At 43.8% G+C, this 23,116-nt stretch carries 19 protein-coding genes, 1 tRNA gene and 1 pseudogene; 10 read left to right on the top strand and 11 right to left on the bottom strand.

Going from position 1 to position 23,116, the window contains the following annotated elements:
- The 3 genes from BCU12_RS20985 to BCU12_RS20975 all read right to left on the bottom strand — a co-directional run bounded on the left by BCU12_RS20985 (position 1) and on the right by BCU12_RS20975 (position 3,377).
- Positions 1-74: transfer RNA gene (locus BCU12_RS20985), tRNA-Cys, on the bottom strand.
- A gap of 177 nt (positions 75-251) precedes the next feature.
- On the bottom strand, positions 252-1,697 hold the full coding sequence (gene viaA / locus BCU12_RS20980; RefSeq protein ID WP_102406395.1) for an ATPase RavA stimulator ViaA: 1,446 nt from the start codon (positions 1,695-1,697) through the stop codon (positions 252-254).
- A gap of 9 nt (positions 1,698-1,706) precedes the next feature.
- Complete coding sequence (locus tag BCU12_RS20975; protein ID WP_102406393.1) at positions 1,707-3,377, bottom strand: ATPase RavA domain-containing protein; 1,671 nt, start codon at positions 3,375-3,377, stop codon at positions 1,707-1,709.
- 268 nt (positions 3,378-3,645) lie between these two features.
- On the opposite strand from BCU12_RS20975, the gene BCU12_RS20970 reads away from it, so the two are divergent.
- The 3 genes from BCU12_RS20970 (at position 3,646) to BCU12_RS20960 (ending at position 5,616) form a co-directional block, all read left to right on the top strand.
- The gene (locus BCU12_RS20970; protein WP_102406391.1) at positions 3,646-4,161 is read left to right on the top strand and encodes an NUDIX hydrolase; all 516 of its coding nucleotides are present in this window, start codon (positions 3,646-3,648) and stop codon (positions 4,159-4,161) included.
- A gap of 9 nt (positions 4,162-4,170) precedes the next feature.
- Entirely contained in the window at positions 4,171-5,175 is a 1,005-nt protein-coding gene (gene ltaE, locus BCU12_RS20965; protein WP_102406389.1) for a low-specificity L-threonine aldolase, read from the top strand.
- A gap of 93 nt (positions 5,176-5,268) precedes the next feature.
- Entirely contained in the window at positions 5,269-5,616 is a 348-nt protein-coding gene (locus BCU12_RS20960; RefSeq protein WP_102406387.1) for a cytochrome c, read from the top strand.
- 69 nt (positions 5,617-5,685) lie between these two features.
- Here BCU12_RS20960 and BCU12_RS20955 read toward each other — a convergent pair whose 3' ends face one another.
- The gene (locus BCU12_RS20955; RefSeq protein ID WP_102406385.1) at positions 5,686-6,381 is read right to left on the bottom strand and encodes an aspartate/glutamate racemase family protein; all 696 of its coding nucleotides are present in this window, start codon (positions 6,379-6,381) and stop codon (positions 5,686-5,688) included.
- Between the two features lie 366 nt (positions 6,382-6,747).
- On the opposite strand from BCU12_RS20955, the gene BCU12_RS20950 reads away from it, so the two are divergent.
- From BCU12_RS20950 to BCU12_RS20935, 3 genes are all read left to right on the top strand, one after another.
- A complete protein-coding gene (locus BCU12_RS20950) occupies positions 6,748-8,295 on the top strand; it encodes a DUF1800 domain-containing protein (RefSeq protein ID WP_102406383.1) in 1,548 nt (515 codons plus the stop codon).
- Positions 8,296-8,305: 10 nt separating this feature from the next.
- Positions 8,306-9,625: a DUF1501 domain-containing protein gene (locus BCU12_RS20945; RefSeq protein ID WP_102406382.1), complete on the top strand. Its 1,320-nt coding sequence runs from the start codon at positions 8,306-8,308 to the stop codon at positions 9,623-9,625.
- A 336-nt stretch (positions 9,626-9,961) separates the two neighbouring features.
- Complete coding sequence (locus BCU12_RS20935) at positions 9,962-10,216, top strand: YgjV family protein (RefSeq protein ID WP_102406378.1); 255 nt, start codon at positions 9,962-9,964, stop codon at positions 10,214-10,216.
- A gap of 80 nt (positions 10,217-10,296) precedes the next feature.
- Here BCU12_RS20935 and BCU12_RS20930 read toward each other — a convergent pair whose 3' ends face one another.
- The 3 genes from BCU12_RS20930 to BCU12_RS20920 form a co-directional block, all read right to left on the bottom strand.
- Positions 10,297-13,449 carry a multidrug efflux RND transporter permease subunit gene (locus BCU12_RS20930; RefSeq protein WP_102406376.1) on the bottom strand — a complete coding sequence of 1,051 codons (3,153 nt, stop codon included), beginning with the start codon at positions 13,447-13,449 and terminating at the stop codon, positions 10,297-10,299.
- A gap of 11 nt (positions 13,450-13,460) precedes the next feature.
- Positions 13,461-14,597, bottom strand: a complete 1,137-nt coding sequence (locus tag BCU12_RS20925; RefSeq protein ID WP_102406375.1) for an efflux RND transporter periplasmic adaptor subunit — start codon at positions 14,595-14,597, stop codon at positions 13,461-13,463.
- A gap of 101 nt (positions 14,598-14,698) precedes the next feature.
- Positions 14,699-15,259, bottom strand: a complete 561-nt coding sequence (locus tag BCU12_RS20920; protein WP_102406374.1) for a GNAT family N-acetyltransferase — start codon at positions 15,257-15,259, stop codon at positions 14,699-14,701.
- A gap of 167 nt (positions 15,260-15,426) precedes the next feature.
- Between BCU12_RS20920 and BCU12_RS20915 the strand changes: the two genes are divergently transcribed.
- Positions 15,427-16,590 carry a fatty acid desaturase gene (locus tag BCU12_RS20915; protein ID WP_102406373.1) on the top strand — a complete coding sequence of 388 codons (1,164 nt, stop codon included), beginning with the start codon at positions 15,427-15,429 and terminating at the stop codon, positions 16,588-16,590.
- Between the two features lie 69 nt (positions 16,591-16,659).
- Here BCU12_RS20915 and BCU12_RS20910 read toward each other — a convergent pair.
- The 3 genes and pseudogenes from BCU12_RS20910 to BCU12_RS20900 form a co-directional block, all read right to left on the bottom strand.
- Positions 16,660-17,616: pseudogene (locus tag BCU12_RS20910) on the bottom strand (glycosyl transferase family protein); the annotation flags it as partial.
- A 45-nt stretch (positions 17,617-17,661) separates the two neighbouring features.
- Entirely contained in the window at positions 17,662-17,883 is a 222-nt protein-coding gene (locus tag BCU12_RS20905; protein ID WP_102406369.1) for a hypothetical protein, read from the bottom strand.
- Complete coding sequence (locus tag BCU12_RS20900) at positions 17,852-18,472, bottom strand: hypothetical protein (RefSeq protein ID WP_102406367.1); 621 nt, start codon at positions 18,470-18,472, stop codon at positions 17,852-17,854. The genes BCU12_RS20905 and BCU12_RS20900 overlap by 32 nt, the downstream gene beginning before the upstream one ends.
- 633 nt (positions 18,473-19,105) lie before the next feature.
- On the opposite strand from BCU12_RS20900, the gene pdhA reads away from it, so the two are divergent.
- From pdhA to BCU12_RS20885, 3 genes are read left to right on the top strand one after another with little or no spacing between them, the layout of a single operon-like run.
- Positions 19,106-20,227 (top strand): pyruvate dehydrogenase (acetyl-transferring) E1 component subunit alpha, encoded by a 1,122-nt coding sequence (pdhA, locus tag BCU12_RS20895; RefSeq protein WP_102406365.1) that lies wholly within the window; start codon positions 19,106-19,108, stop codon positions 20,225-20,227.
- Complete coding sequence (locus tag BCU12_RS20890) at positions 20,220-21,203, top strand: alpha-ketoacid dehydrogenase subunit beta (RefSeq protein ID WP_102406363.1); 984 nt, start codon at positions 20,220-20,222, stop codon at positions 21,201-21,203. The genes pdhA and BCU12_RS20890 overlap by 8 nt, the downstream gene beginning before the upstream one ends.
- Complete coding sequence (locus tag BCU12_RS20885; RefSeq protein WP_198599404.1) at positions 21,200-22,357, top strand: dihydrolipoamide acetyltransferase family protein; 1,158 nt, start codon at positions 21,200-21,202, stop codon at positions 22,355-22,357. The genes BCU12_RS20890 and BCU12_RS20885 overlap by 4 nt, the downstream gene beginning before the upstream one ends.
- A 290-nt stretch (positions 22,358-22,647) precedes the next feature.
- On the opposite strand, the gene BCU12_RS20880 is transcribed toward BCU12_RS20885, so the two are convergent.
- On the bottom strand, positions 22,648-23,116 hold a 469-nt coding region (locus BCU12_RS20880), incomplete at its 5' end, for an FAD-binding protein (protein ID WP_241909887.1).

The following is a 23,116-nucleotide window of genomic DNA, read 5'->3' as shown; positions in this document are numbered from 1 at the left end:
TGGAGGCGCGTCCCGGAGTCGAACCGAGGTCCACGGATTTGCAATCCGCTGCATAGCCACTCTGCCAACACGCCTTTTTTTAACGACTTAACTCTTCCAACACCTTTGCTATCAATGCGTTAGCTTGGTGTCGTTACGTTGGATGCATACTTTACGGATTGAGCGAGGAGAGTCAAACAAAAAAAAGAAAAATACGTTTGTTTGTCCAGTTTTACATCGATTCGACGAACTATCATGCGGATTGATGATTTTTACCACTGCTTCATTAAGCGTCCCATTAGGCTTGGATGATACGCCCAACAGTGATCGAACATCTGCATCAACTGTGGATTACCATATTTCGACACACTCACACCATGAAAACGGTTCTTTTTGGTTTTGAGTAAATCGACTTTCTGTTGCAACTCATCGGATTGCTTCGGTGCTATAAAGTCAGAAATGACGACTAGATCAGCATTTTTATATTTGCTCTTTTCCATCGTTTCTATGGATGTCATGATCGCCTGCTCAAAGTCAGTGCCGCCATGAAAACTATAGGCTAGAAAATCACTGGCCTCTCGAAGGCCGTCCTGTCTGGTCAGTTCATAAGTAATTTGCTCTGTAGAAAAAAGAATAACAAAACAGTCTCTTTCTTCTGCCAAAGCGATTTGCATCAGCGCATAAGCCATCGCTTTTGCTGACTGCTCAGGCGCACCTTTCATTGAGCCGGATGCATCCACACAAATGACAAACGGCCCCTTTTCCACGTCAATCTCTTTATTGTCTGGAACGTGAGCTCTTACCCGGCGGAGGGTTCTCGACTTACCCGCCACTTTGTAATTCAAAAGACGCTTATCAACGAGGTGTTTATAGAAAACCACTTCAAGCTCTGGGTAAGCTAGAAACATGGTTTCGTTAGGGAGTAACTTATTTAGGTCGTCGCTTTCATGAATTCCGACAATGTCGTCTGTCGCTTCATCTGACTTTTCTTCAACCATCTGCAATTCTTCAGCAGGCGTTACGTTCAGATCCGGATCGTCAACCTCACCAGCCATTCTGCCTAACTCTGCCGCTATCTCTTGTAGGCCTTTATTTTTCTTTAAATATTCGGCGTGCTTCTTCATTACCGTTAAATCGGTTTTACTGAGTTTCGCAGAAGCCATGTCCCACAATCGACCAATACTAATCTCACTGCCCGACTCAGTGACTCGATCCATGTTCTTTATCGTTTCCATTCGTTGATACAGATCTTTTAGAGCCTTCTCTTTACTCGCCTCTAACTCTGAGATCTGTGCTTTCTTTAGAGAGTCAGACAAGCTTTTGTACCACTGGTCACAGAAGTAATGAGGGAACATAGGGTTATTTATCCCTTTGTTCTTTTCAATAAGTCGGCGGGCTTGCAGATAGAAAGCAGAATGCCACTCTAACTGTTTAACCACATCATTCAGGTTTTCGAAGAAAGTTTGTTCATCCCAATGAATCACATCTTGATAGAGCGCTAATTCATGTTTGAAACGATCGGTTTCACAGACTTTAGTAATGCGACGCTTAACATTGCTGCGCCATTTACTAATGTGACCTTTCACCGATGTTTTTACACCACGGTTCTCAGCCATCATCATCACTTGAGAACGAGCCATCAAATCGTTAACCGCAGTATCTACGATCCCCGATTCAGCAATCATCACGACAAGATTTAGTCCATCAGCCCCTAGCATTCCAGACTCCTACGCAAAAAACTCATTGAGATGTTTCACTCTGAACACGGTTTTTTCACATTCTACTTTCGTTGTTTCTAACTTAGTCAATAATTCTTGTAGGCCTGTTTCCATGGTTCTAGGCAGTTCGCTATCAATAAAACTGTGTGGAAGAGCGCCATGAAAATCAGAGCGAACTTTACGAAGGTGGTAATCTGCAGATTGAAGCTGAGACATTGCTTTGTCAGCCTTTTCACTCCAGTGCTTATAGAGTTCGTCGTCTAGCCCTTCTTTATCAGCAACAGCCACAAGGACCCCACGATTAGCAATATCTTTAATGACCAAGTGATTTTCGGCATCAACATCGAAAGTTAAGCGGCAAATACTTGTGTTTTGATTGACGTACCCGTAAACCTCACCGCCTCCGTCTTTAATGACCTTATTCAAATCATTTTTTGGTAAGTACACAAAGCGACTGTCACCTTTATCTGATTCAGACACTGACATATTCGTCTGGAGAAGAACAAGCTTGAGCAACCCTGATGTCGTTCCAACTTTATACGTATTCGCATTTGAAATATCGTATTGCTGTACGTGCTTTTTCAACAGACCCGTTGGCGCTTCCTGATTCAGCACAACGCTGTATTTGTCTTCAATCTCATCTTGAATATCATCAAGCTCTTCACGACACATGGAGATTTGTAAATCAACATCCTGCTGATCAAACGCATGGTTTAGCGCAAAATCTCGGATAATCCCACGGACCCTATCTCTTGACTCTGGACTGTTCCAAAGACAGTCCTGCAGCAATAACAGATCGAGTGGGTTGATACAGCTTCGACCGTTAAAGAAAGCACTCGCCTTAAGCAAGCGAACCGCTTTTTTCCAACGTCGGTCGGACACATAACTATCGGGATCGGCAGGAGAGTTTGAGCCACTTTCAGAGAAATCATCGCTTCCTTCTAGCATTGATTTCAGTTGAAATAACTTTTCAAACACGGCGTCGCTTAATTCAAGTTTATCGAGGTCTGCTTGCCATTGATGGTATTCGTCATCAGTGATCGCTAAACCTTCTGGAATTTTAGCTTCTTGTACAGTCCCTACCGTCAGCATGGATTTGAAGTTCTGCTTATTCTGGATCCGGTTAATGAACACTCTTACTAACATACGGTCATAGAGTGCGTCTAAGCCACTGTCTTCATCAGGCAACTCGTTGGATGCAGATATCAATAGTCGCATTGGCACACGCTCTATTTCGCTGCCGTTCTTGAATGTCTTCTCATTCACGACCGTCAATAGCGTGTTCAGAATAGCAGGCCCTGCTTTCCAAATCTCATCGAGGAAAACAACCTGAGAGGTAGGCAGATACCCGTCCGTCAATCGAACATAACGGCCATTGTCTTTTAATTCTTGGATACTGAGCGGACCGAACACTTCTTCTGGAGTAGAGAATCGTGTCATTAAATACTCAAAATAGCTTGAGTTATCGAACGCTTGAATCAAGCGCTTCGCTATTAAGCTTTTTGCGATACCCGGTGGTCCCAACAGAAATACACTCTCGCCAGACAAAGCGGCCAATAGGCACAATTTAATCGTGTCTTCTCTCTCATATACACCATCAGAAAGTGCATGCGCAAGCTTGTTTATCCTTTCTGATAACAGAGCTTTTTGTGAGTGAGATGCGGGGGTTGGGCTTATCATTTAGGGGCTCCAGGAGAAGGATACAACTTCTTATTATGTATATGTTTATACATTTGTTATTACTTTGTTACAAGTGTATTTTAATTAAGATCGCTTAGTTATAGCAGAATACATTTACTGTTTATCATTGCAATCTATGTTTGCAATCATGTGATTCGCAATATCGATTATTTAAGCGTCAATATTGGCGTATTTTCGGCTTTCTTTGCAGGCGGAATATCGATATGGTTAACGTACCTTTTCTATAACAAACTAATTGCGGATTTGCATGAGTAAGCTCATACATACATGGAAGCAAATCTCTCTCATTGAAGAAGATATCCGCTTACCAAATGGCCACCACATTTCACATACTACTATTTCTCATCCTGGTGCTGCCGTCATTTTGCCGATCAACGAAAAAAATGAAATCATATTAATTAATCAATTTCGCCCGTCACTCAGAAAGTGGCTGCTCGAATTACCCGCTGGAACCATAGAAGCAGGGGAAAAACCCATAGAATGTGCTCAACGTGAGTTAGAAGAAGAAACGGGATACAGCGCCTCAAATTGGTACCCACTTGGGCAAGTTACCCCCCTCGCAGGTTTCTGCGATGAAATACAACACCTATTCGTTGCAAAGGGACTGAGTAAAACTCAGCGATACCATTGTGATGAAGATGAAATAATCGAAGTTATCGCGAAGCCGATTGAAGAAATCCAACGACTCATCGTGAACGATACAATTACCGACGCCAAAACCATTGCCTGTTTAAGCAAAGCCATGCTTTGTGGGCATATATAGGAGAAATAAATGGACTTCAGATCTGATACCGTAACCAGACCAACGGACAAAATGCGCGAAACAATGGCAAATGCTCCCGTTGGAGATGACGTTTATGGCGATGACCCAACCGTCAACGATCTCGAAACTTGGGCGGCCGAGCGTCACGGATTTGAGGCTGCTCTATTCACTTCCTCTGGCACTCAAGCCAACTTACTTGGCTTAATGGCGCACTGCGAGCGTGGCGATGAGTACCTGTGTGGCCAACAAGCACACAATTACAAGTACGAAGCTGGCGGTGCGGCCGTTCTTGGTTCAATTCAGCCACAGCCGATTGAGAATAATCCAGACGGAACCTTGGATTTTGGTAAATTAAAGGCGGCGATAAAACCCGATGACTCTCATTTCGCTCGTACAAAACTATTGAGCTTAGAAAATACGATAAACGGTAAAGTTCTCCCTCTTTCCTACCTCGCTGACGCTAGAGAGTTTGTTGATACACACAATTTGTCACTTCATCTTGATGGCGCACGTGTCTATAACGCGGTTGCCGCGCTCAACGTCGATGTAAAAGAGATTGCGCGATATTTTGACTCTATGACGATTTGTCTATCAAAAGGATTGGGAGCTCCCGTCGGCTCTTTGCTACTCGGTAGCCATGAGTACATAGGCAAAGCACGACGTATCCGAAAAATGTTGGGTGGCGGAATGCGTCAGGCTGGAATATTAGCAGCAGCAGGAAAACTTGCATTAACAGAGCATGTTGAGCAACTTTCAATTGACCACGAAAATGCAAAAATCTTGGCTGAAGGTCTAAATAATCTTGAAGGGTTTACCGTCAATGTAGAACGTGTTGAAACGAACATTGTTTTTGCCAAGTTAGATGACTCAATTAACATTTCCGCGATCGCAGATAAACTAGGTGTGGAAGGTATTCTGATTTCACCGGGTAACCCAATACGATTTGTGACTCACAGAGATGTATCGAGACAAGATATAGACACATTGATTGAAAAGATTGGTGATCTCTTGTAAACATCACTTTTGCCAATAAGAGCTTCCCATATAGGAAGCTCTAACAATTTGGCTTTGACGTCGTTTTTCTAATTCAACTCAAGCAGAAAAAACATGTATAAATTGCACCTGCTAACGGCAAAGACCCTTTCTTACTTATACTTGCTCACCGCGTTTACTTATACTGCCGGTAGCTATGCTGGATCTAATTCTGGTGACGTCGCGCTAGGGAAACAAAAATCACCAAGTTGTATATACTGCCACGGTGTGACAGGAAAGGCACCAAACCCGTCTTATCCAAATATAGATGGCCAAGATGCACAATATCTGTACAACGCTATGAAAGCTTACCAAGATGGGCATCGAACAGGGCCACTCGCTGACATGATGAAAGCGCAATTGCAACACCTCAATGATCAAGACCTAAGAGACGTCGCCGCCTATTTTTCAAACGCAAAATAATACTTTCAGGAACCACTAGGAGCTAGCAGTGATCGATAGATAGATACATAAAGTTTTAATTAAACTCACTTAGCTAGACAAAGCATGGCTGACCGTATGCTCTACGTGTATTTTTGTCGTATCGAATAACAATATATCTGTATCCTCAGCCTTAACGAGCAAACCAATCTCTGTGCAACCCAAAATAACCCCTTCCGCTCCCTCTGCATGTAGGTCTTCAATGATAGAAATGTAATCGGACTTAGAACGGCGAGAGACACGCCCCATACAAAGTTCATTGTAGATGACATCATGAATTAAACGCCTTTGCACTCCATTAGGAACGATCACTTCAATTCCAAACTCTCTTTCTAAATACCCTTTATAAAATTCCTGTTCCATCGTAAATGCCGTCCCTAACAGCCCTACTTTTTTAATTCCACGAAGTTTAAGGTTTTGACCCGTTGCATCAGCAATATGAAGTAGAGGTATATTTACTTCAGCTTGAACCACTGTGGCCACTTTGTGCATGGTATTTGTACAGATAACAAAAAAGTCAGCTCCGGCTTTCTCAAGTGCTTGAGCAGCTTGAATTAAAACACCAGCCGCTTTATCCCATTCGTTACTCGCTTGGTACTTTTCTATTTCTGCGAAATCGACACTGACGAGGACAAGTTTTGCAGAGTGATGGCCACCCAGTGATTTATTAATGCTTTGGTTGATTGTTTGATAATAAGAAACCGTTGATTCCCAACTCATTCCGCCGATCATTCCAATAGTTTTCATGCAATCTCCTTTAATTCAATCAAGTAACTAAACCAATACATCAAAATACGCTTTGCAACGCAATTCAAAATCTACACATCCACTCCTAATACGTAATAATCCACAAATATGAGAATTTTATTCAGATTTACTGAAAATTTCATACTTTCCGTTTTTATCTATATTTTACAGTCAGATACCTTAAGCAGTCATGCTAGAAAGAACGCTTCACACATAATTCACTCACCGAAATTACTTCGTCATCTATAATTTTTACTGAGATAAAAATATTGATGATTTCTCAAAAATAAGACGAATATTTCATTGACACACATAGACACCATAAAACTCAGGCTAATGTACTGAACGTACTAAGTGAGATTTACAATGACTGGAACTCAATCCACTAAAAGTTGGATGCTGACATGCTTGGTATCCGTCAGTTTGATTTTATCGACAGCGCTTCAAGCCCAAGAACCCTATTATTCAGACAAACAAATTTACCGCTTTCTAGAACAAACTACATTTGGACCCACAGAAGAAAATTTAGAAATCGTACGCGAAAGTACCCCTCGAACATGGCTCAAAGAACAAATAGATCTTTCCCCAACATTGCACCACGACCTATTCCAATCGCCCTTTCCTGGTTTATCAAAAAGGAATCGACTGAATGCGTGGTATCAAATTGCGATAGGGGCAGAAGATCAGTTTCGCCAACGAGCCGCCTACGCTTTGAGTCAGGTTCTCGTTGTGTCTCAGCAACACAAGCAACTTGGATCACGTGCTGAAGCCGTCACGATTTACTACGACGTACTCGTTGAAAATGCATTCAGCAATTACCGAGAGCTCCTTGAAAAGGTAACCCTTCACGCAGCCATGGGTAGCTACCTATCTATGAATGGAAGTAAAAAATCTGACCCTAGCAAAAACAGTTACCCAGATGAAAACTATGCTCGTGAAGTTATGCAGCTGTTTACAATCGGTTTGCACCAACTCAATCAAGATGGAAGTCTAAAGCTCAAAAATGGCCAACCTATTCCTAACTACGGCCAAGAGGACATTGAAGAGATAGCAAGAGCCTTTACTGGGTGGAAGCAAGATGATTGGGCTTTCAACAAACCTATGATCACCGATACAAGGTTCCATGATTACGAATCCAAAACAGTATTAGGTAACCATATTCCTGCCTGGCAAACACCAGAACAAGACGTCAAAGCGGTACTCGATATACTTTTCAATCACCCAAGTATGGCTCCTTTTGTTTCCAGACTTCTTATCCAGCGTTTGGTGTCTTCCAATCCAAGTCCTGCCTATATCGAGCGTATTGCCAATGTATTTGATGACAACGGTGATGGAGTGAGAGGTGATCTAGAAGCCATTTTTACGGCTATTATTTTGGATCCTGAAGCGCAAAGTGGCGACAGTATCAAAATAAAAGAGCCAATCATTGTCGCCACCCATTTTCATCGTGCGTTCAGTGCTGAATATTCTAAAGACAGAATCACAGACGCTAACCGCATTATGGTTTACGCTCATCAAAAACCACTTGGTGCGGCTTCTGTATTTAACTTTTATTCACCCAATCACATGCCTACAGGTGTTCTTACTGACGAATCGTTGCTCGCTCCGGAAGTGGAGCTCATATCTTGGGCTAACTATGTCGACTTGGTTAATTACTTAGCCACTTATGCAGGGTACAACCCCCGTTACGATCTGACTTTGCAGCTTGATGACTTAACTGATGCGGCATTCGATTCCGATGAACTCGTCAATCTCATCAATCAAAAAATGTTTGGCAGTTCGATGTCACTCGATCTCAAAACCGTTCTACTCGAGAACCTTAACCAACATAGTAGCAATGCATCAGCCTTTTTGCGTGTCTACCATGCTGTGTCCATTTCATTAGCCAGCGATGACTTTTTCATCCAAAACTAGGTGACAAATTATGAAACTTTCAAGACGTTCGTTACTTGCTTCACTGGGTGGTCTAACAGTTGGTGGGCTAATGCCAGGCCATTCTTATGCAAACTCACAAACAGACTACAAAGCACTTGTTTGTATCAACCTTGCAGGTGGGAATGATGCACTCAATACGATTGTGCCGACAGATGACAAGCATTATCAAGAATATGAAGTCGCTCGCCCTAGCATAGCGGTAAAACAAGCCGACCTAACGCCTATCGGGCATTCTGTATTCGATCGATCAGGTAGCCTTGTTCAACTTGGGTTGCACCCTAAACTGTCCAAGCTCAGTGAACTATTCAGTCAACATAGAGCCATGGCCATTATCAACAGCGGTATTCTCAAAGAACCCATGACTAAGCAAGAAATAGAAGACCAGTTGAAGCCTTTGCCTCCGCAGCTTTTTTCGCACAACTCTCAAACGCACGAATGGGAAAAAGGGGGCGTTGGTGTCGCTCCAAATCTAGGCTGGGCAGGAAGAATGCTCGACGTATTAGGCAACCAATCTACGATCGCCCCCCTTTATAGCATCACAAATAATACGCTGTGGTTGAGGTCTGCACAGTATCAACAAAACATCTTAAAGTTATCGGGGACTGCGCAAATAGAAGCTGTAAAACATGATGCAATCGCCCAAAGCTATTCCCAACTCGTTAATAGTGAAACCACTAACCCTTTTATTGCCCATATGAGAAATATGATGGGTGACGCACTCTATATAAGTCAAACATTAGACGAGCAACTTAAAAAAGTTCCTTCCGTGTCCGGCTTTACACAATCCGACTTAGGGAAACAGTTCCAATATGCTTATAAGCTAATTAAAAGTCAGCAAAGTTTGGGACAATCGAGACAGGTGATTTACCTCAAACAAGCCGGCTATGATCTTCACAATAACCAATTATTAGACCATCCTCGTTTATTAGAAGATCTTGCGATAAACGTTGCTGCCTTTGATTCTGCTCTACAAGGCAATAATTTGAGCGATCAAGTCACCACTTTTACCACCTCTGAATTTGGTCGCCGCATCGCGTCGAACGGTAAAGGTACCGATCACGGTTGGGGAGGACATCAATTTGTATTTGGCGGTGCTCTAAACTCAGCGTCATCGATCGGAGAGTGGCCAGAGATAAAAGTAAACGGCTCGGATGATATATCCAACGGTCGATTAGTGCCAACGATCGCGGCGGATCAGGTCAATGCAACATTCGCCAAATGGATGGGGGTTAATACCACAGAGGAACTTAAATATGTTTTCCCCAATATAGACAACTTCTCTGACAAATCGTTGGGATTTCTTGGATAATAAACCCATTTAATGGCAGGTCCTATTTACACGATTTAGAGTACACTCAATGCTAAAGCAGTCGACAATCCCTGCTTTAGCATTCTTCTTAATTTGGCCTAAATTCTTCTCTCATTACATCACCAACATCGTGATTTACATTTGTAAAAAGCGGCTAAACGTTTGCGTAATCGCTAACCTTCAACTTGCTCAAATTTGTGTCTTTAATCACAGTTTTTACTTTGTTATATTTGCGCCGAATTTAACAGCACCATTCGGGGCAAGGAGCTTCCTCGACTATCTCAAGAAGAGAAGAATTGGTACCGAGTCGAATCGACAAGATTGAGAGAACAAATTATGGATATGAATACAGTAGAAATTTTAGGATACGCGGCTTCAATCATGGTAGCAATTTCATTAACGATGAAAGATATCGTGCGTTTACGCGTGATTAATTTCGTTGGTTGTGGCTTATTTACCGCTTACGGCTTGATGATCAACTCTTGGCCAGTGGTGCTAACAAACGGTTTTATTGCCTGCGTTAACGTTTACTTTCTAGTGAAAATGCAGCAAGAGAAAAAGGCTCAGCCTCTCAAAGAAACCGCCGCATAAACAAAATGTTCCCCTGAATACTAAAAAGCCCCGACGACTGTCGGGGCTTTTTCCTAAGGAGAACTCGCTAAGTCAACAATTTACTCATCATCCAATGGAATCAACTTAGTGCTTCCACCGTGGTACTTTTCTCGTTTACGCTGAACAATTGAGTAGAATGCTGGTATCAGTAACGTACCCGCTAATAATACGCACAACAGCCCACCAATAAGTGAAATACCCAGTGAGTTTTGACTCACGTTACCCGCACCTGAAGCAAATATCAGCGGGAAGATACCAAGGATGAATGACCAAGATGTCATGTTCACCGCTCGGAAACGTAACTTACCACCTTTAACGGCTGCATCATCTATTGATAGCTCTTTGTCTTCTCGCTCCTGTTTCGCAAATTCAACAATCAAAATCGCGTTTTTGGCCGCCAGTGCTATCAAGAGCACTAAACCAATCTGTGCATAGAGGTTAAGCGGCGTTCCGGTTAATGTCAAAGCAATAAACGAACCTAGTGTTGCAATTGGAACAACCAAAATAATCGCTAGCGGTATACTCCAGCTCTCATACTGAGCCACCATGAACAGGTAAATAAAGATAAGTGCTAACGCAAAAGCATAGATTGCTTGATTGCCCGCAAGCTTCTCTTGGTACGCCATGCCTGTCCATTCGTATTGATAACCTTGAGGTAGCATATCTGCTGCGACACGTTCCATTGCAGCAATTGCATCACCACTAGAATACCCTGGAGCCGGTTGCCCTTGAATGACAGCACTACGGTACATGTTGTAACGCCATGCAACATCGGGTTCGAAGACTTGCTCAGCACTCACGAGCGTGCTGAGTGGAATCATCTCACCTTGCGCAGAGCGAACGTGGAATCGACTTAAATCGTCAATGCCGTTTCTGTATTCGCTGTCCGCTTGCATCGTCACTTGGTAGTTTTTACCGAACATAGTGAAATCATTCACATAGATCGAGCCAAGGTTTCCTTGTAGTGTCTGGAAAACCGAACTCAGTGGAATACCAAGCTGTTGGACTTTCTCACGATCTATCTCAACACTGTAGTGAGGAACGTTTGCTCTGAACGTGCTGAACGTAAACGCAATTTCTGGTTGTTTATTCGCTTCCTGAATCACATCGCCCATCAGCGTTGCGAGATCAGTACGGCTACGACCTAACGCATCCTCTAATACAAATTCAAAACCAGATGCAGCGCCCATTCCCGGTACGGCCGGTGGCCCCATGGCAAACACAGAAGCATGAGGTAACTGCATTGCAGCCGCGCCATTTATTCGTTTCGCAATCGCTGACGATGAGTGATCGCCATCTAGATTATTTCGTGTTTCCCAGTCATGCAGTTTAATAAACAGAGAGGCTCCATTTGATGCAGCAGCGCCAGTCATAAACGCAAAACCGTTCGCGACAGTTACTCCATCGATACCTGGTTCACTTTCAACGATCTCTGCGAGTTTCTCAGTGACCTCTTCTGTTCTCGATAAAGAAGCAGAGTCCGGTAACTGAACGTTAACCAACAAGATACCTTTATCTTCCTGAGGAACGAACGCGGTAGAAGTCGTCTTTGACAGGTACGTTAGCGAAGTGATGGCGACCAAGAATACAGCCGCAACAATGAGTGCACGCTTTACTAGGAAACCAGCGATTTTACCGTAGCCCTGCGTTACTCGATCTAGGCCTCGGTTAAACGCCTTAAACCAGCTCGCGGTATTGCCACCACCTTGTTTCAAGACAAGTGAACAAAGTGCCGGAGAAAGCGTCAGTGCGTTTATCGAAGAAATAACCACTGAGATACAAATCGTCAAAGCAAACTGGCGATACATAATGCCAGTGATGCCCGGTAGCATTGCTACAGGAATGAATACCGCAAGTAGTACCAGTGTAGAAGTTAGGATAGGCCCGGTGACTTCCTTCATAGCACGCAATGTTGCTTGTCTAGGGGAAATAGACGGATCCTTTGCCATTGTGGTATCCACGTTTTCTATCACCAGAATCGCATCATCAACCACGATACCGATGGCAAGAATCAATCCGAATAGAGTAACGGTATTGATCGTAAAGCCTGTCATCTGCATTACCGCAAATGTACCAATCAACGAAACAGGAATCGCAACAACCGGTATAAGGGTTGCACGAGCACTGCCTAAGAACAGGTACGTGACTGCAATAACCAAAAGAATGGCTTCAACAAGTGTTTTCACTACCCCTTTGATGGATTCTGCAACGAACAATGTTGTGTCGTAACTGGTTTCGTACTCTAGGCCTTCAGGGAAATTCCCACTCAAGCCGTCAAGCAATTTCATGACCGCTTCACCACTTTCTAACGCATTCGCATCAGACTGAAGTGACAGAGTCACGATAGCAGCATCTTGGCCTCGGAATTTACCAGCACCATCGTAGAACTTCTTACCAAGTTCAACTCTAGCCACATCTTTGAGATAGACTGTCGAGCCATCGCTGTTCGCGCGCAGCACGACATTCTCAAACTCTTCAACCGTTTCCAAACGCCCTTTCGTTACTAGGTTAAATTGCACTTCTTGAGCTTCGCTATACGGCGCAGCACCAACCCGGCCTGCGGCAACTTGTACGTTTTGCTCCGCCAATGCAGATTGAACGTCAGGCGTGGTCAGATTGAGATTCGCGAGTTTCTCAGGATCAAGCCAAACACGCATTGCATATTCGCCGCCACCAATTACGGCAACATCACTGATGCCTGTAACACGTGTGAGCTGATCTTTTACATTGAGGTTGATGTAGTTGATTAGGAACTGATCATCGTATCGACCGTCTTTCGAATAGAAGTTTAATACCATCAATAGATCAGGCGAACGTTTTTTAACGGTAACACCCGTCGTACGTACCTGTTGAGGCAATTTGGCTTCAATTTGAGCGACACGGTTTTGAACGTTGACCTGAGCCATGTCAGGATCGGTTCCCACGGCAAATGTCACGTTCAAGCTATAAGAACCATCATTCGCGCTCTTAGAAGACATATAAAGCATGTCCTCTACACCATTGACCGATGTTTCTATAGGATCGGCAATGGCCTGCTCAACCACTTCAGCGCTCGCGCCTGTGTAGTAAGCTGTCACGCTAACAGACGGAGGGCTAATCTTAGGATATTCAGCGACAGGTAACACCATCAAAGCGATGGCACCTGCAAGAGACAAGATTATCGAAATTACCAACGCAAATTTAGGGCGCTGGATAAAAAAGCGACTTAACATATCAATGTGTCCTATTCAGCCGTCGTCGAAGATTCAGATGAAGCGTTTTGAATCTGAACTGGCATTCCGTTACGAATTCGCTGTAGTCCCTGAACAACTACCTGTTCATTTTCACTTAAACCAAATGGGACAATCACGCCTTCTGGAGTTTGAGTACCCAACTCGACATTTCTACGCTCAACGATATTGCCTTCAGTTACAACCATCACAAAATCACCTTCTAGGTCAGATTGAACAGCCTTTCTAGGAATGGCGATAACAGGAACGGTATTCTCTGCGTGAAGCTCAACGCGTACGTGCTGGCCTGGCAGTAACTTGTGGTCAGGGTTTGGTATGAGAGCGCGCATATCTATCGTACCGGTATTAATGTTTACACGGTTTCCAAGAAAGTTAAGTGAGCCAGAGTGACCGTATCGCGTCCCATTTTCGAGGGTAATCGATACTTCTACATCTTTCGTATTTGAGCTAGCATTGCCTTTTGCCGTTTCTAGCGCATTGCCAAGTCTGTCACGTTCGCTGACACTGAACGACGCATGAATCGGGTCTAGGCTGACTAAAGTCGTCAGTACGCCAGACTGAGGCGAGATAAGATCACCTTTACTCACTTTGCTATCACTGATTCGACCTGAGAATGGCGCCACAATTTGAGTATATGAAAGATTGACTTCAGCAAGTCGGACTTGAGCTTTAGCGGCTTCAACTAAGGCTTCAGCACCACGCAAGCTAGCGGTTAACGCATCGAAATCAGCTTTAGAGATACTGCCTTTTGGTAATAGACGTTCGCCGCGTTCATAATCAAGCACTGCTTTTTTAAGGTCTGAGTTCATACGTGCTAATTCAGCTTTCGCAGTCGCCACTTGAGCTTCATATTGAGAGGGTTCTATCGAATAAAGTAACTCACCCTCTTCCACCATTTGGCCTTCTTCAAAGTGGCGAGATTGCAAGTAACCTGTGACCTGCGCAGTAATATCGGTGTCATCGACGGCTTCTGCACGACCAATAAAAGTCATGCTTCCACGATAATCGATCATATCGGTTTGTTGAGTCACAACTAGAGGAAGAGGAGTTTGTCCAGAATTTGCTGAATCATTACAGCCGGCAAGAATTGCCGAGGTTAACAAGGTGGTTAACAGTAGCTTCTTTTTCATATTGCGTATCGCTATTACCAATGAAATTTAGTTATGTCGAACATAACCATCAGTCATGATAGTTATGTCCGAACAATGTCAGGACGAGCGATACAATTATGTCAATCTATTACAATGCAATCCTTTTTCAATTCAACTACTTTTTGTTGCATATGTTCGGGTGATTTCCAACCGTAAACCCATTCTTGAACTTTATTTCCACATGGGGCGTTCCATAAACGGTCATCGAGCTTCTTACCGCCTAAACGATTATAAAACTCAACGGCTTGGGTGTTTTCTGCCATCACTTCCAGATAGATCCCACTATCAGAAAAATATTGCTCACACCAAAGGGTTACCTCTTTAAGAAGGCGTAACCCAATACCACGACGGCGATAATTTTCATCAACATGTATTGATTCAATCATCGTACCTTTTTCAAAGTCATGATTACCGAACGCACAGACGAATCCACAGAGTAAACCACCTTCTTCTAAAAGAAGAACGTGCTGATTAAAAGGAGGGTTGATAAGTCGCGCTTGCCAGATGGCTAAACGGTCTTCTAGAACATCATGCTGTAAATAGTCGTCGCCTAGTATTCCATTGTAAAAACGACGCCAACTTTGGGCATGAAGTGTTGCGATGCGCTCATAGTCGCTATATTCCGCTATTTTTAAATCCATTTATAGTTCCTTATTACTTCCAGTAAGGATATTAGCTTTATTCATACTATTCATTTCAGCATTAAAAAGCCAAACATTCTGTTCACAATTTTTTGCATCTTCGGTTTGACTTACACCTGTTCGCTGATATTCTAGCGTACAGTTGTTAGCCCAAAGGATTTCTCACAATGTCTACACCGTCAGCCAACTTGAAGGATCAAAAGCCACCACTGATTTGGCTTAATATCTTTATCTTTGTCTCTAGCTTACTGTTAGCCCTAATTGCAGCCCCAATGTACGGTTACCATTTTGGTTTTGGTGCCGAACACTTTATATGGTTATTGGTATGCTTTAGCTTCTGTAGTATGTCCATCACGGCAGGTTATCACCGTCTTTGGTCTCATAAAGCCTATCAAGCTCACTGGTCACTTCGATTTATTTTTGCCATTGGTGGCGCATTTGCTCTTCAAAACAGTATTTTGCACTGGAGCTCTGATCACCGAATTCACCACAAACATGTTGACGTGAATGAGAAAGACCCATATTCCGCGAAAAAAGGGTTCTGGTACTCTCATATAGGTTGGATGATTCGGGACTATCATGGTGATCGTTACGGTGACTACACAAATTGCCGCGATTTACAAAAAGACAAGATCGTGATGTGGCAGCATAAGTACTATGGCGTATTAGCACTTATCATGAATGTCGGATTCCCAATATTACTTGGTGTCATTCATGGCGACGTGATTGGTATGTTTCTGATGATTGGCGCTGTTCGCTTGGTTCTTAACCACCACACAACGTTCTTCATTAACTCCCTCGCACACATCTGGGGATCTCAACCTTATACCGATAAAAATACCGCTCGAGACAGTGCAACGCTCGCGTTTTTTACGTTTGGTGAGGGTTACCATAATTACCATCATATTTTTGAAAATGACTATCGCAACGGCATTGCTTGGTGGCACTACGACCCAACAAAATGGCTGATAAAGTCTTGTTCTTGGGTGGGGCTAACTCAGCAACTTCGTAAAGCACCACAGCTAAAGATAGAAAAAGCCAAAGCCGCTATGTCTTTAAAGAAGGCACAACAGGCGATAGAGACATGGCCAAATAAGCACGACATTAATACAAAGCTGCAATTAGAGTTCGAAGCTCTGACGACAAGCATGAACGACTACTATGCATTGAAAAAACAACTGCTTGAGACCAAAAAAGACAACATGGTGAAAAAGTATGAATACTCAGTGTTGATGTTACGCTACAAAGAGATCAAAAAGAACTTGGCGCAGCAAACCAATGAGTGGAATGGGATGATCTTGAACCTAAATAAGAAAGCACAAACGCTTTAAGTTCACTTCTTTTTAGACCAAAAAATAGCCCATTAAGGGCTATTTTTCTATAACTTGAATACCTTCACATTAGTTGGATTGACAATATTCCGACCAGTATTCTGTCGCCAATTCCATCGCCTTTTCTCTATTCGGCTCTTTTGCAAATAGAATGGAGGCCATGGTCGTCACAATCGTATTCGCCATCATTTCTCTGTCATTCTCCGGGGTTTCAAACACGCAGAGAGTTGGCTGAGGAAGCGTTTCAATCATGTCGGCTTCCCAGTAAAACGATTCGACCCCTTTTGGAGTACTTAGCCACACATTCTGACTCACTTTAGGATTGTACTCTGACTCTCCAGACTGCCCTTTGAATGAGATAACACTATGATTAGGCTCATCCACGACATGTTCAATTTCCGCATGCAACTGTTGGAAACCAGGATGAAAGCTACCTCTGATGCCAATTTTTCCCCCACCAGGGTTTAAAGCTCTTACCACAGTATTAATCGGGGTTCGAAGGCCATAACGTTTACGCCAGTCGAGCATGACTTCAACTTGTGGAGCAAATTTCTCAAGAGAGAGGTAACAAATCGAATCTGATTGAACGAGGTTCTTAGCTTCTGTGGAATCTTCTGCACGTGCGATTCCCAGTGTGTCGATGTAATCTTGAGCATGTTCACGATCCGTCACTTTGTCAGTGTAACCATGAACCAAGATCTTAAAGCCGTTATCAGCTAGAATTTTTGCTGCGAGAATATGCCAGGGTTTGCCCGCTGTTTTGCGCTTTCCCGCATAACATGGCCAATCAACATCCGCGCCAATATTGGGGACACGAGACTGAAACGCTTTAACAAAGCCTGCTATCTCTTGCTTGGTTTCGTTTTGAACCCGTATCAGCATTAACAGCATCGCCATTTGATCATCACCTATTTTTCCATCTAGGTATTCATCCATGACTTGATACGCTTGTTCTAGTGTTAAAGGCTTTCGGCCTCGCTCTCCTCTTCCGACAGTGCGAATACAATCCAGTATGGTGCTCATAGAGTTCCTTTCTGCTTCACTTTAAGCCCCAACATAGAGGCTGAACTATTAACTGAGCACAGTGTGACGTTTTAAAATCGGATTTTCAATCACACATTCCATACCAAACAAGGAAATCTGTCCGTTTTCTACTGCGACATATTTTCCTAACGCTTTATTCTTTCCTAGCGCTTTATCTTTTGCTAATGCGATAAGCTTTCTGCTTTGCCAGTTTGTCTCACCACTATTTGCATACGCTCTAAAGTCGCTTTTCAAAAGTAGACGCATCATCGGCCATTTTTTCAAAGCCAACTTGAGTTAAATAATCTTCATGATCTTCTGTCGTCGCTTTTGCTTTGAGGACTTTGATGCCTCTGCTTTTAATCAAATCGGGGCTTTGCTGATAGAAGTAGTTTGCTAATTTGAGGTCTCGAAACTCAGGAGTGACATAATCCAAAGCAATATCAAAAGATCCATCTTCATGCTTGTTACCAACCAATAGACCCGCGATGGCATTGTTTCTTAGCATGTAGAATGCTGTGTTCGCACTTCTAAGGACGCTCGTGGTTGTCTGACGTTCAATATCTTTAATATTTGTCGCGACAAAATGATCAAAGTATTCTGAATCGATAGTCGCTGAGACCAGTTTGAATTTATCTTTAGAATTCGCAAGACCGACGAGGTAATAGACATTAATACCTGCAATGCCAAGGTTCATTAACATAGTCGGGTAAGAATCAATAAAGTACGCAAACGCTGCAAACAGTAAACAACCGATAAAGTTGATGACTCTTAATTTAACGATTGAGGTCATCGTTAATGAAACGAGTACCACCAGCGACGCCAAATAACCAAACCACTCTACCCAATCAAAAACCATATCATTACCCTTATGTCTATATTTGCCCTAAAGATAGCACACAGGCAGATTTCTCAATTAGACATAGATAACAGTTATTTAGCAAACCGATAAACCGGCGATAAATTAGTAACAAAACATATGACTGAGCCAGTAGACAAAACTCTTCTCAGACTCACTCCTTGAAAACGTGTTAAGCAGACTCAGCCGTACGCAAAGAATTGGAGGCATGCTTGCTCTATGACTGCCTCCTAGGCAGCCCAAACAACAAGAATTCTAGGTTAAACGGTGCTCAAACTAAGCGAACGACGAAAAATACCCCTAAACTCGCTCATTATATTGGTTTAAATAATGACGATTTATTAGACGATTTTTTCGTCTGTTAACATTCAAGTTGAGAAAAACCGACACTTTCCACTGCTATTTTGAATGTGTAAGCCAGAGTTTACTCATCTCCTTTCTGTGATAACGAGCAGGATTTAACAATGTTGTTACACTTAAAGAATCTGACCATATCAAGATTTATCACTAAATAGACAACTCTAGGCAGCGAAATGAATCACCCTATTTGGTTTATCTAGTACAGCATTTCGCAATAAAGCATCCCAGAGTGAATACAAGGTGAGATCGAAAGGTACGAACAAGGAGCTTGTGATGAACGTTCAGTCGTTACCCATGCATAGGTTTATCGACCACCAAGGTCAACTTGTCACCCCTCTTCCTGATTGGGCGAATTACTCTCTGCTCAAACGGTTTTACTGCGACATGGTTCTGACCCGTGTCTACGACAATAAAGCCGTCGCGCTTCAACGTACCGGAAAACTTGGCACCTACCCCTCTCATTTAGGCGCAGAAGCGATTGGTATTGCTATTGGTCGCGCTATGAAAGCCAGCGATGTGTTTATCCCCTACTATCGAGATTTACCCGCAATGTGGGCGCGCGGTATTCCAATGGAGAAAAATCTGCAATATTGGGGAGGAGACGAACGAGGCAGTGACTTTATGGTCACCACAGAAGAAGAATCGAATGAAACAGTGTCTCCAAACAATCACTGCCGAGACCTTCCCTTTTGCGTCCCTATTGCCACGCAGTGTACACATGCCGTCGGTGTCGCTTCAGCACTCAAAATCGAGGGTGAACATAATGCAGCGCTTGTCACCTGTGGTGACGGTGCCACGTCGAAGGGGGATTTCCTCGAATCCATTAATTGTGCAGGCACGTGGAATTTGCCCCTAGTGTTTGTCGTCAATAATAATCAATGGGCGATTTCGGTGCCAAGAATGCTCCAATGCGCTGCGGATTTTCTTTCTCAAAAAGCGTCTGGCGCTGGTATCCCGGGCATCACCGTTGATGGTAACGATACTGTCGCCGTGCATGATGCAGTGTTAACCGCACTTGACCGCGCAAGAAACGGAAAAGGCGCCACCTTAATAGAAGCGATTAGCTATCGACTCAGCGATCATACAACCGCAGATGACGCTAGCCGCTATCGCAGCGAAGATGAACTTCAACAGGCATGGCAATTTGAGCCAATTCGCCGCTTACAAAAATACCTTATCGATCAAGGTGCATGGGATGAAGAGCAAGAAGACGACTGGCAAAAACAATGTAAAGAAACGATTGAACAAGTCGTTGAGCGTTACCTTAACCTTACATTTGAAGCTCCAGAATCCGCATTTGACTACCTCTATGAAACGCCAACCACGGACTTACATCAGCAACGCGACGAACTGATTCACAAAGCAATGCGTATGCAAGGGGGAAAGCATGGCTGAAATAACCTTACTCGAAGCCGTTAACCTCGCCTTGCATCATGAAATGGAGCGCGATAGCAATGTCGTTGTCTTAGGCGAAGATGTGGGCGATAACGGCGGTGTATTTAGAGCCACGGTTGGGTTAAAGGAGAAGTTCGGATTAAAACGCGTTATTGATTCTCCGCTTGCTGAGGCGCTCATCGCCGGTGTGACCGTAGGGATGGCAACACAAGGATTACGACCTGTTGCAGAGTTTCAATTTCAAGGCTTCGTCTTTCCAGCCATGGAACACCTAATGTGCCACGCTGCTCGAATGAGAAATCGCACTCGTGGGCGACTGGCCTGCCCTGCCGTATTCCGAGCGCCTTTTGGTGGCGGAATTCACGCTCCTGAACATCATTCAGAGAGCGTTGAAGCACTCTTTGCTCATATTCCAGGTTTTAAAGTGGTTATCCCATCATCACCGCAACGCGCCTATGGCCTGCTGCTCGCTTCCATTCGAAGCAATGATCCCATCATGTTTTTTGAACCCAAGCGTATTTATCGAACAGTTCGTTCTGACGTCATCGACAATGGCGTGGCGCTGCCGCTTGATACCTGCTTTACGTTACGAAAAGGCCGAGACTTAACGCTGGTGACTTGGGGCGCATGCGTTGTCGAATCTCTTCAAGCCGCCAAATCACTCTCTAAATCAGGGATTGAGGTAGAAGTCATTGATCTCGCAAGTATTAAGCCGATCGACATGTCGACAATAGTCCATTCTCTGGAAAAAACAGGGCGATTACTTGTTGTCCACGAAGCAAGTAAAAACTGTGGGGTGGGTGCTGAGATTTTGGCGAGAACATCAGAAGAAGCCATGTGCCTACTTAAAGCGCCGCCCAAACGGCTTACGGGGTTTGACACCATCATGCCTTACTACCGCAACGAAGATTATTTCTTAATCAAAGAAGACGACATTGTGCTCGCAGCGAAAGAGTTAGTGGAGGGTTGGAAATGAAAGCATTTACACTACCCGATCTTGGTGAAGGATTAGCTGAATCAGAGATCGTGGAATGGCACGTCAACGTTGGCGACACTGTAGAGATTGACCAAGTCATATTAACTGTAGAAACTGCAAAAGCGGTCGTTGAAGTTCCCGCGCCCCACGCTGGCAAGATAGCCAGTCGACACGGCAATGAAGGAGACGTCATCAACATCGGCAGTTTACTGGTAGAAATAGAAGAAGTAGGTGCGGTCTCAACCTCGTCTCAATCACGCCAAAAGAGTCATTCAAAAAACAAAGACGCTGCAACCGTCGTCGGAAATGTGTCTCACCAAGATCATCACGTCAATGTGGATGACTTTTGGATTGGTGGCGATCACAACACACCTTCCAAGGAAACGCTGACCGCCATGCCATCCGCGCGCCTTCTTGCTCAGCGCCTAGGTGTTGACTTAGCCTCTGTTAAAGGCAGTGGCCAAAATGGTGTCATTTTAGACGCTGACATTTATGCTGCTTGCGACAAACAGTTGCCTGGCACAGAAGTCCTGAAAGGTGCTCGCCGTACCATGGTAGGCACAATGGCAGAATCGCACCTGCATGTTGCCAATGTCACGATCACGGAGGAAGCTTCACTTGAAAATTGGGACTCTAGCGAAGATATTTCAATTCGTCTGATTCAAGCGGTTATCTTTGCCTGCCAACAAGAGCCCGCTTTGAACGCTTGGTTCGATGCAGAAACCATGACTCGCTGCGTTCATAGCACGGTAAACGTTGGGATTGCCGTAGACAGTGCCCACGGTCTGTATGTTCCCGTATTACGACATGCCGATGATTACAATCCAAAGGGAATTCGACAATGGCTTAATACAACCGTAAAAGGCATACGCGAAAGAAAAATAGGCCGTGAGCAACTTCAGCATGGCACAATTACACTATCAAACTTTGGCGCTATTGCGGGTATTTACGCGACACCTGTTGTTTCCCCTCCTCAAGTTGCGATTGTTGGGGCAGGACGAATCATTGAAAAGTTGATACTTAAAGACGCGATACCAACCGCTATAAAAGCCATGCCCATCTCAATGACCTTTGACCACAGAGCCTGTACAGGCGGAGAGGCCGCTCGATTTATCAAATCGTTAGTTGAGCATCTACAGCGTGGCGGTATTTAAGGCCAGCATGAAAACATCTGCACGAAAACATCAGCAAGATAACACCAAGGGTTATTGGAGAACATAAACGAGTGTTCAAGAGCCTAGCGGCCTATTGTATCTCTGCTGACTGTCACTTAGCAGCAGTATTATGGTGCCTCCAATGCGAGGGAAATACCTCATTCACTATCAAATTCTATTTCTTATTCTATGTAGAATTAAGATTTCAAACGGTTTACGTTGGCATTCATGCTTTGATATTAGTTGGCGAAAACAATAGAAAATGACACGAGTTATCGCTCCAAATTCGACTATACCGAGTCAATCAGGTCAGGCACTATCTCAAACAGATCGCCCACTAATCCATAATCGGCTATTTGGAAAATCGGAGCTTCTGGGTCGCTATTGATTGCCACAATGACCTTAGAGTCTTTCATGCCCGCAAGGTGTTGAATTGCACCCGATATTCCAACAGCAATATACAATTCTGGTGCAACAATTTTACCCGTTTGCCCAACCTGCAGATCGTTAGTGACATAACCAGCATCAACTGCCGCCCTTGAAGCGCCAATGGCACCACCGAGTTTATCGGCAAGCTGTTCCACTAATGCAAAACTCTCTTTGCTACCAAGCCCCCGACCGCCCGATACGACAACTCTAGCAGCAGGTAATTCGGGTCGTTCTGATTCTACTTTTTGTTGTGAGATAAATTCTGTGTGACTTAAAGCAATACGGCCCTCATAAACCTTTATTTCACACGATTCACCGTCTCCCTCTGCA

Source organism: Vibrio sp. 10N.261.55.A7 (assembly GCF_002877365.1).
Taxonomy (GTDB): Bacteria; Pseudomonadota; Gammaproteobacteria; order Enterobacterales; family Vibrionaceae; genus Vibrio.
This window is presented reverse-complemented; position numbering and strand designations above follow the sequence as displayed.

What these genes read in the sequence shown, in the direction of transcription:
- viaA (WP_102406395.1), bottom strand. Translation starts at nt 1,697, where the DNA reads ATGCTAGGGGCTGATGGACTAAATCTTGTCGTGATGATTGCTGAATCG.
- BCU12_RS20975 (WP_102406393.1), bottom strand. Translation starts at nt 3,377, where the DNA reads ATGATAAGCCCAACCCCCGCATCTCACTCACAAAAAGCTCTGTTATCA.
- BCU12_RS20970 (WP_102406391.1), top strand. Translation starts at nt 3,646, where the DNA reads ATGAGTAAGCTCATACATACATGGAAGCAAATCTCTCTCATTGAAGAA.
- ltaE (WP_102406389.1), top strand. Translation starts at nt 4,171, where the DNA reads ATGGACTTCAGATCTGATACCGTAACCAGACCAACGGACAAAATGCGC.
- BCU12_RS20960 (WP_102406387.1), top strand. Translation starts at nt 5,269, where the DNA reads ATGTATAAATTGCACCTGCTAACGGCAAAGACCCTTTCTTACTTATAC.
- BCU12_RS20955 (WP_102406385.1), bottom strand. Translation starts at nt 6,381, where the DNA reads ATGAAAACTATTGGAATGATCGGCGGAATGAGTTGGGAATCAACGGTT.
- BCU12_RS20950 (WP_102406383.1), top strand. Translation starts at nt 6,748, where the DNA reads ATGACTGGAACTCAATCCACTAAAAGTTGGATGCTGACATGCTTGGTA.
- BCU12_RS20945 (WP_102406382.1), top strand. Translation starts at nt 8,306, where the DNA reads ATGAAACTTTCAAGACGTTCGTTACTTGCTTCACTGGGTGGTCTAACA.
- BCU12_RS20935 (WP_102406378.1), top strand. Translation starts at nt 9,962, where the DNA reads ATGGATATGAATACAGTAGAAATTTTAGGATACGCGGCTTCAATCATG.
- BCU12_RS20930 (WP_102406376.1), bottom strand. Translation starts at nt 13,449, where the DNA reads ATGTTAAGTCGCTTTTTTATCCAGCGCCCTAAATTTGCGTTGGTAATT.
- BCU12_RS20925 (WP_102406375.1), bottom strand. Translation starts at nt 14,597, where the DNA reads ATGAAAAAGAAGCTACTGTTAACCACCTTGTTAACCTCGGCAATTCTT.
- BCU12_RS20920 (WP_102406374.1), bottom strand. Translation starts at nt 15,259, where the DNA reads ATGGATTTAAAAATAGCGGAATATAGCGACTATGAGCGCATCGCAACA.
- BCU12_RS20915 (WP_102406373.1), top strand. Translation starts at nt 15,427, where the DNA reads ATGTCTACACCGTCAGCCAACTTGAAGGATCAAAAGCCACCACTGATT.
- BCU12_RS20905 (WP_102406369.1), bottom strand. Translation starts at nt 17,883, where the DNA reads ATGATGCGTCTACTTTTGAAAAGCGACTTTAGAGCGTATGCAAATAGT.
- BCU12_RS20900 (WP_102406367.1), bottom strand. Translation starts at nt 18,472, where the DNA reads ATGGTTTTTGATTGGGTAGAGTGGTTTGGTTATTTGGCGTCGCTGGTG.
- pdhA (WP_102406365.1), top strand. Translation starts at nt 19,106, where the DNA reads ATGAACGTTCAGTCGTTACCCATGCATAGGTTTATCGACCACCAAGGT.
- BCU12_RS20890 (WP_102406363.1), top strand. Translation starts at nt 20,220, where the DNA reads ATGGCTGAAATAACCTTACTCGAAGCCGTTAACCTCGCCTTGCATCAT.
- BCU12_RS20885 (WP_198599404.1), top strand. Translation starts at nt 21,200, where the DNA reads ATGAAAGCATTTACACTACCCGATCTTGGTGAAGGATTAGCTGAATCA.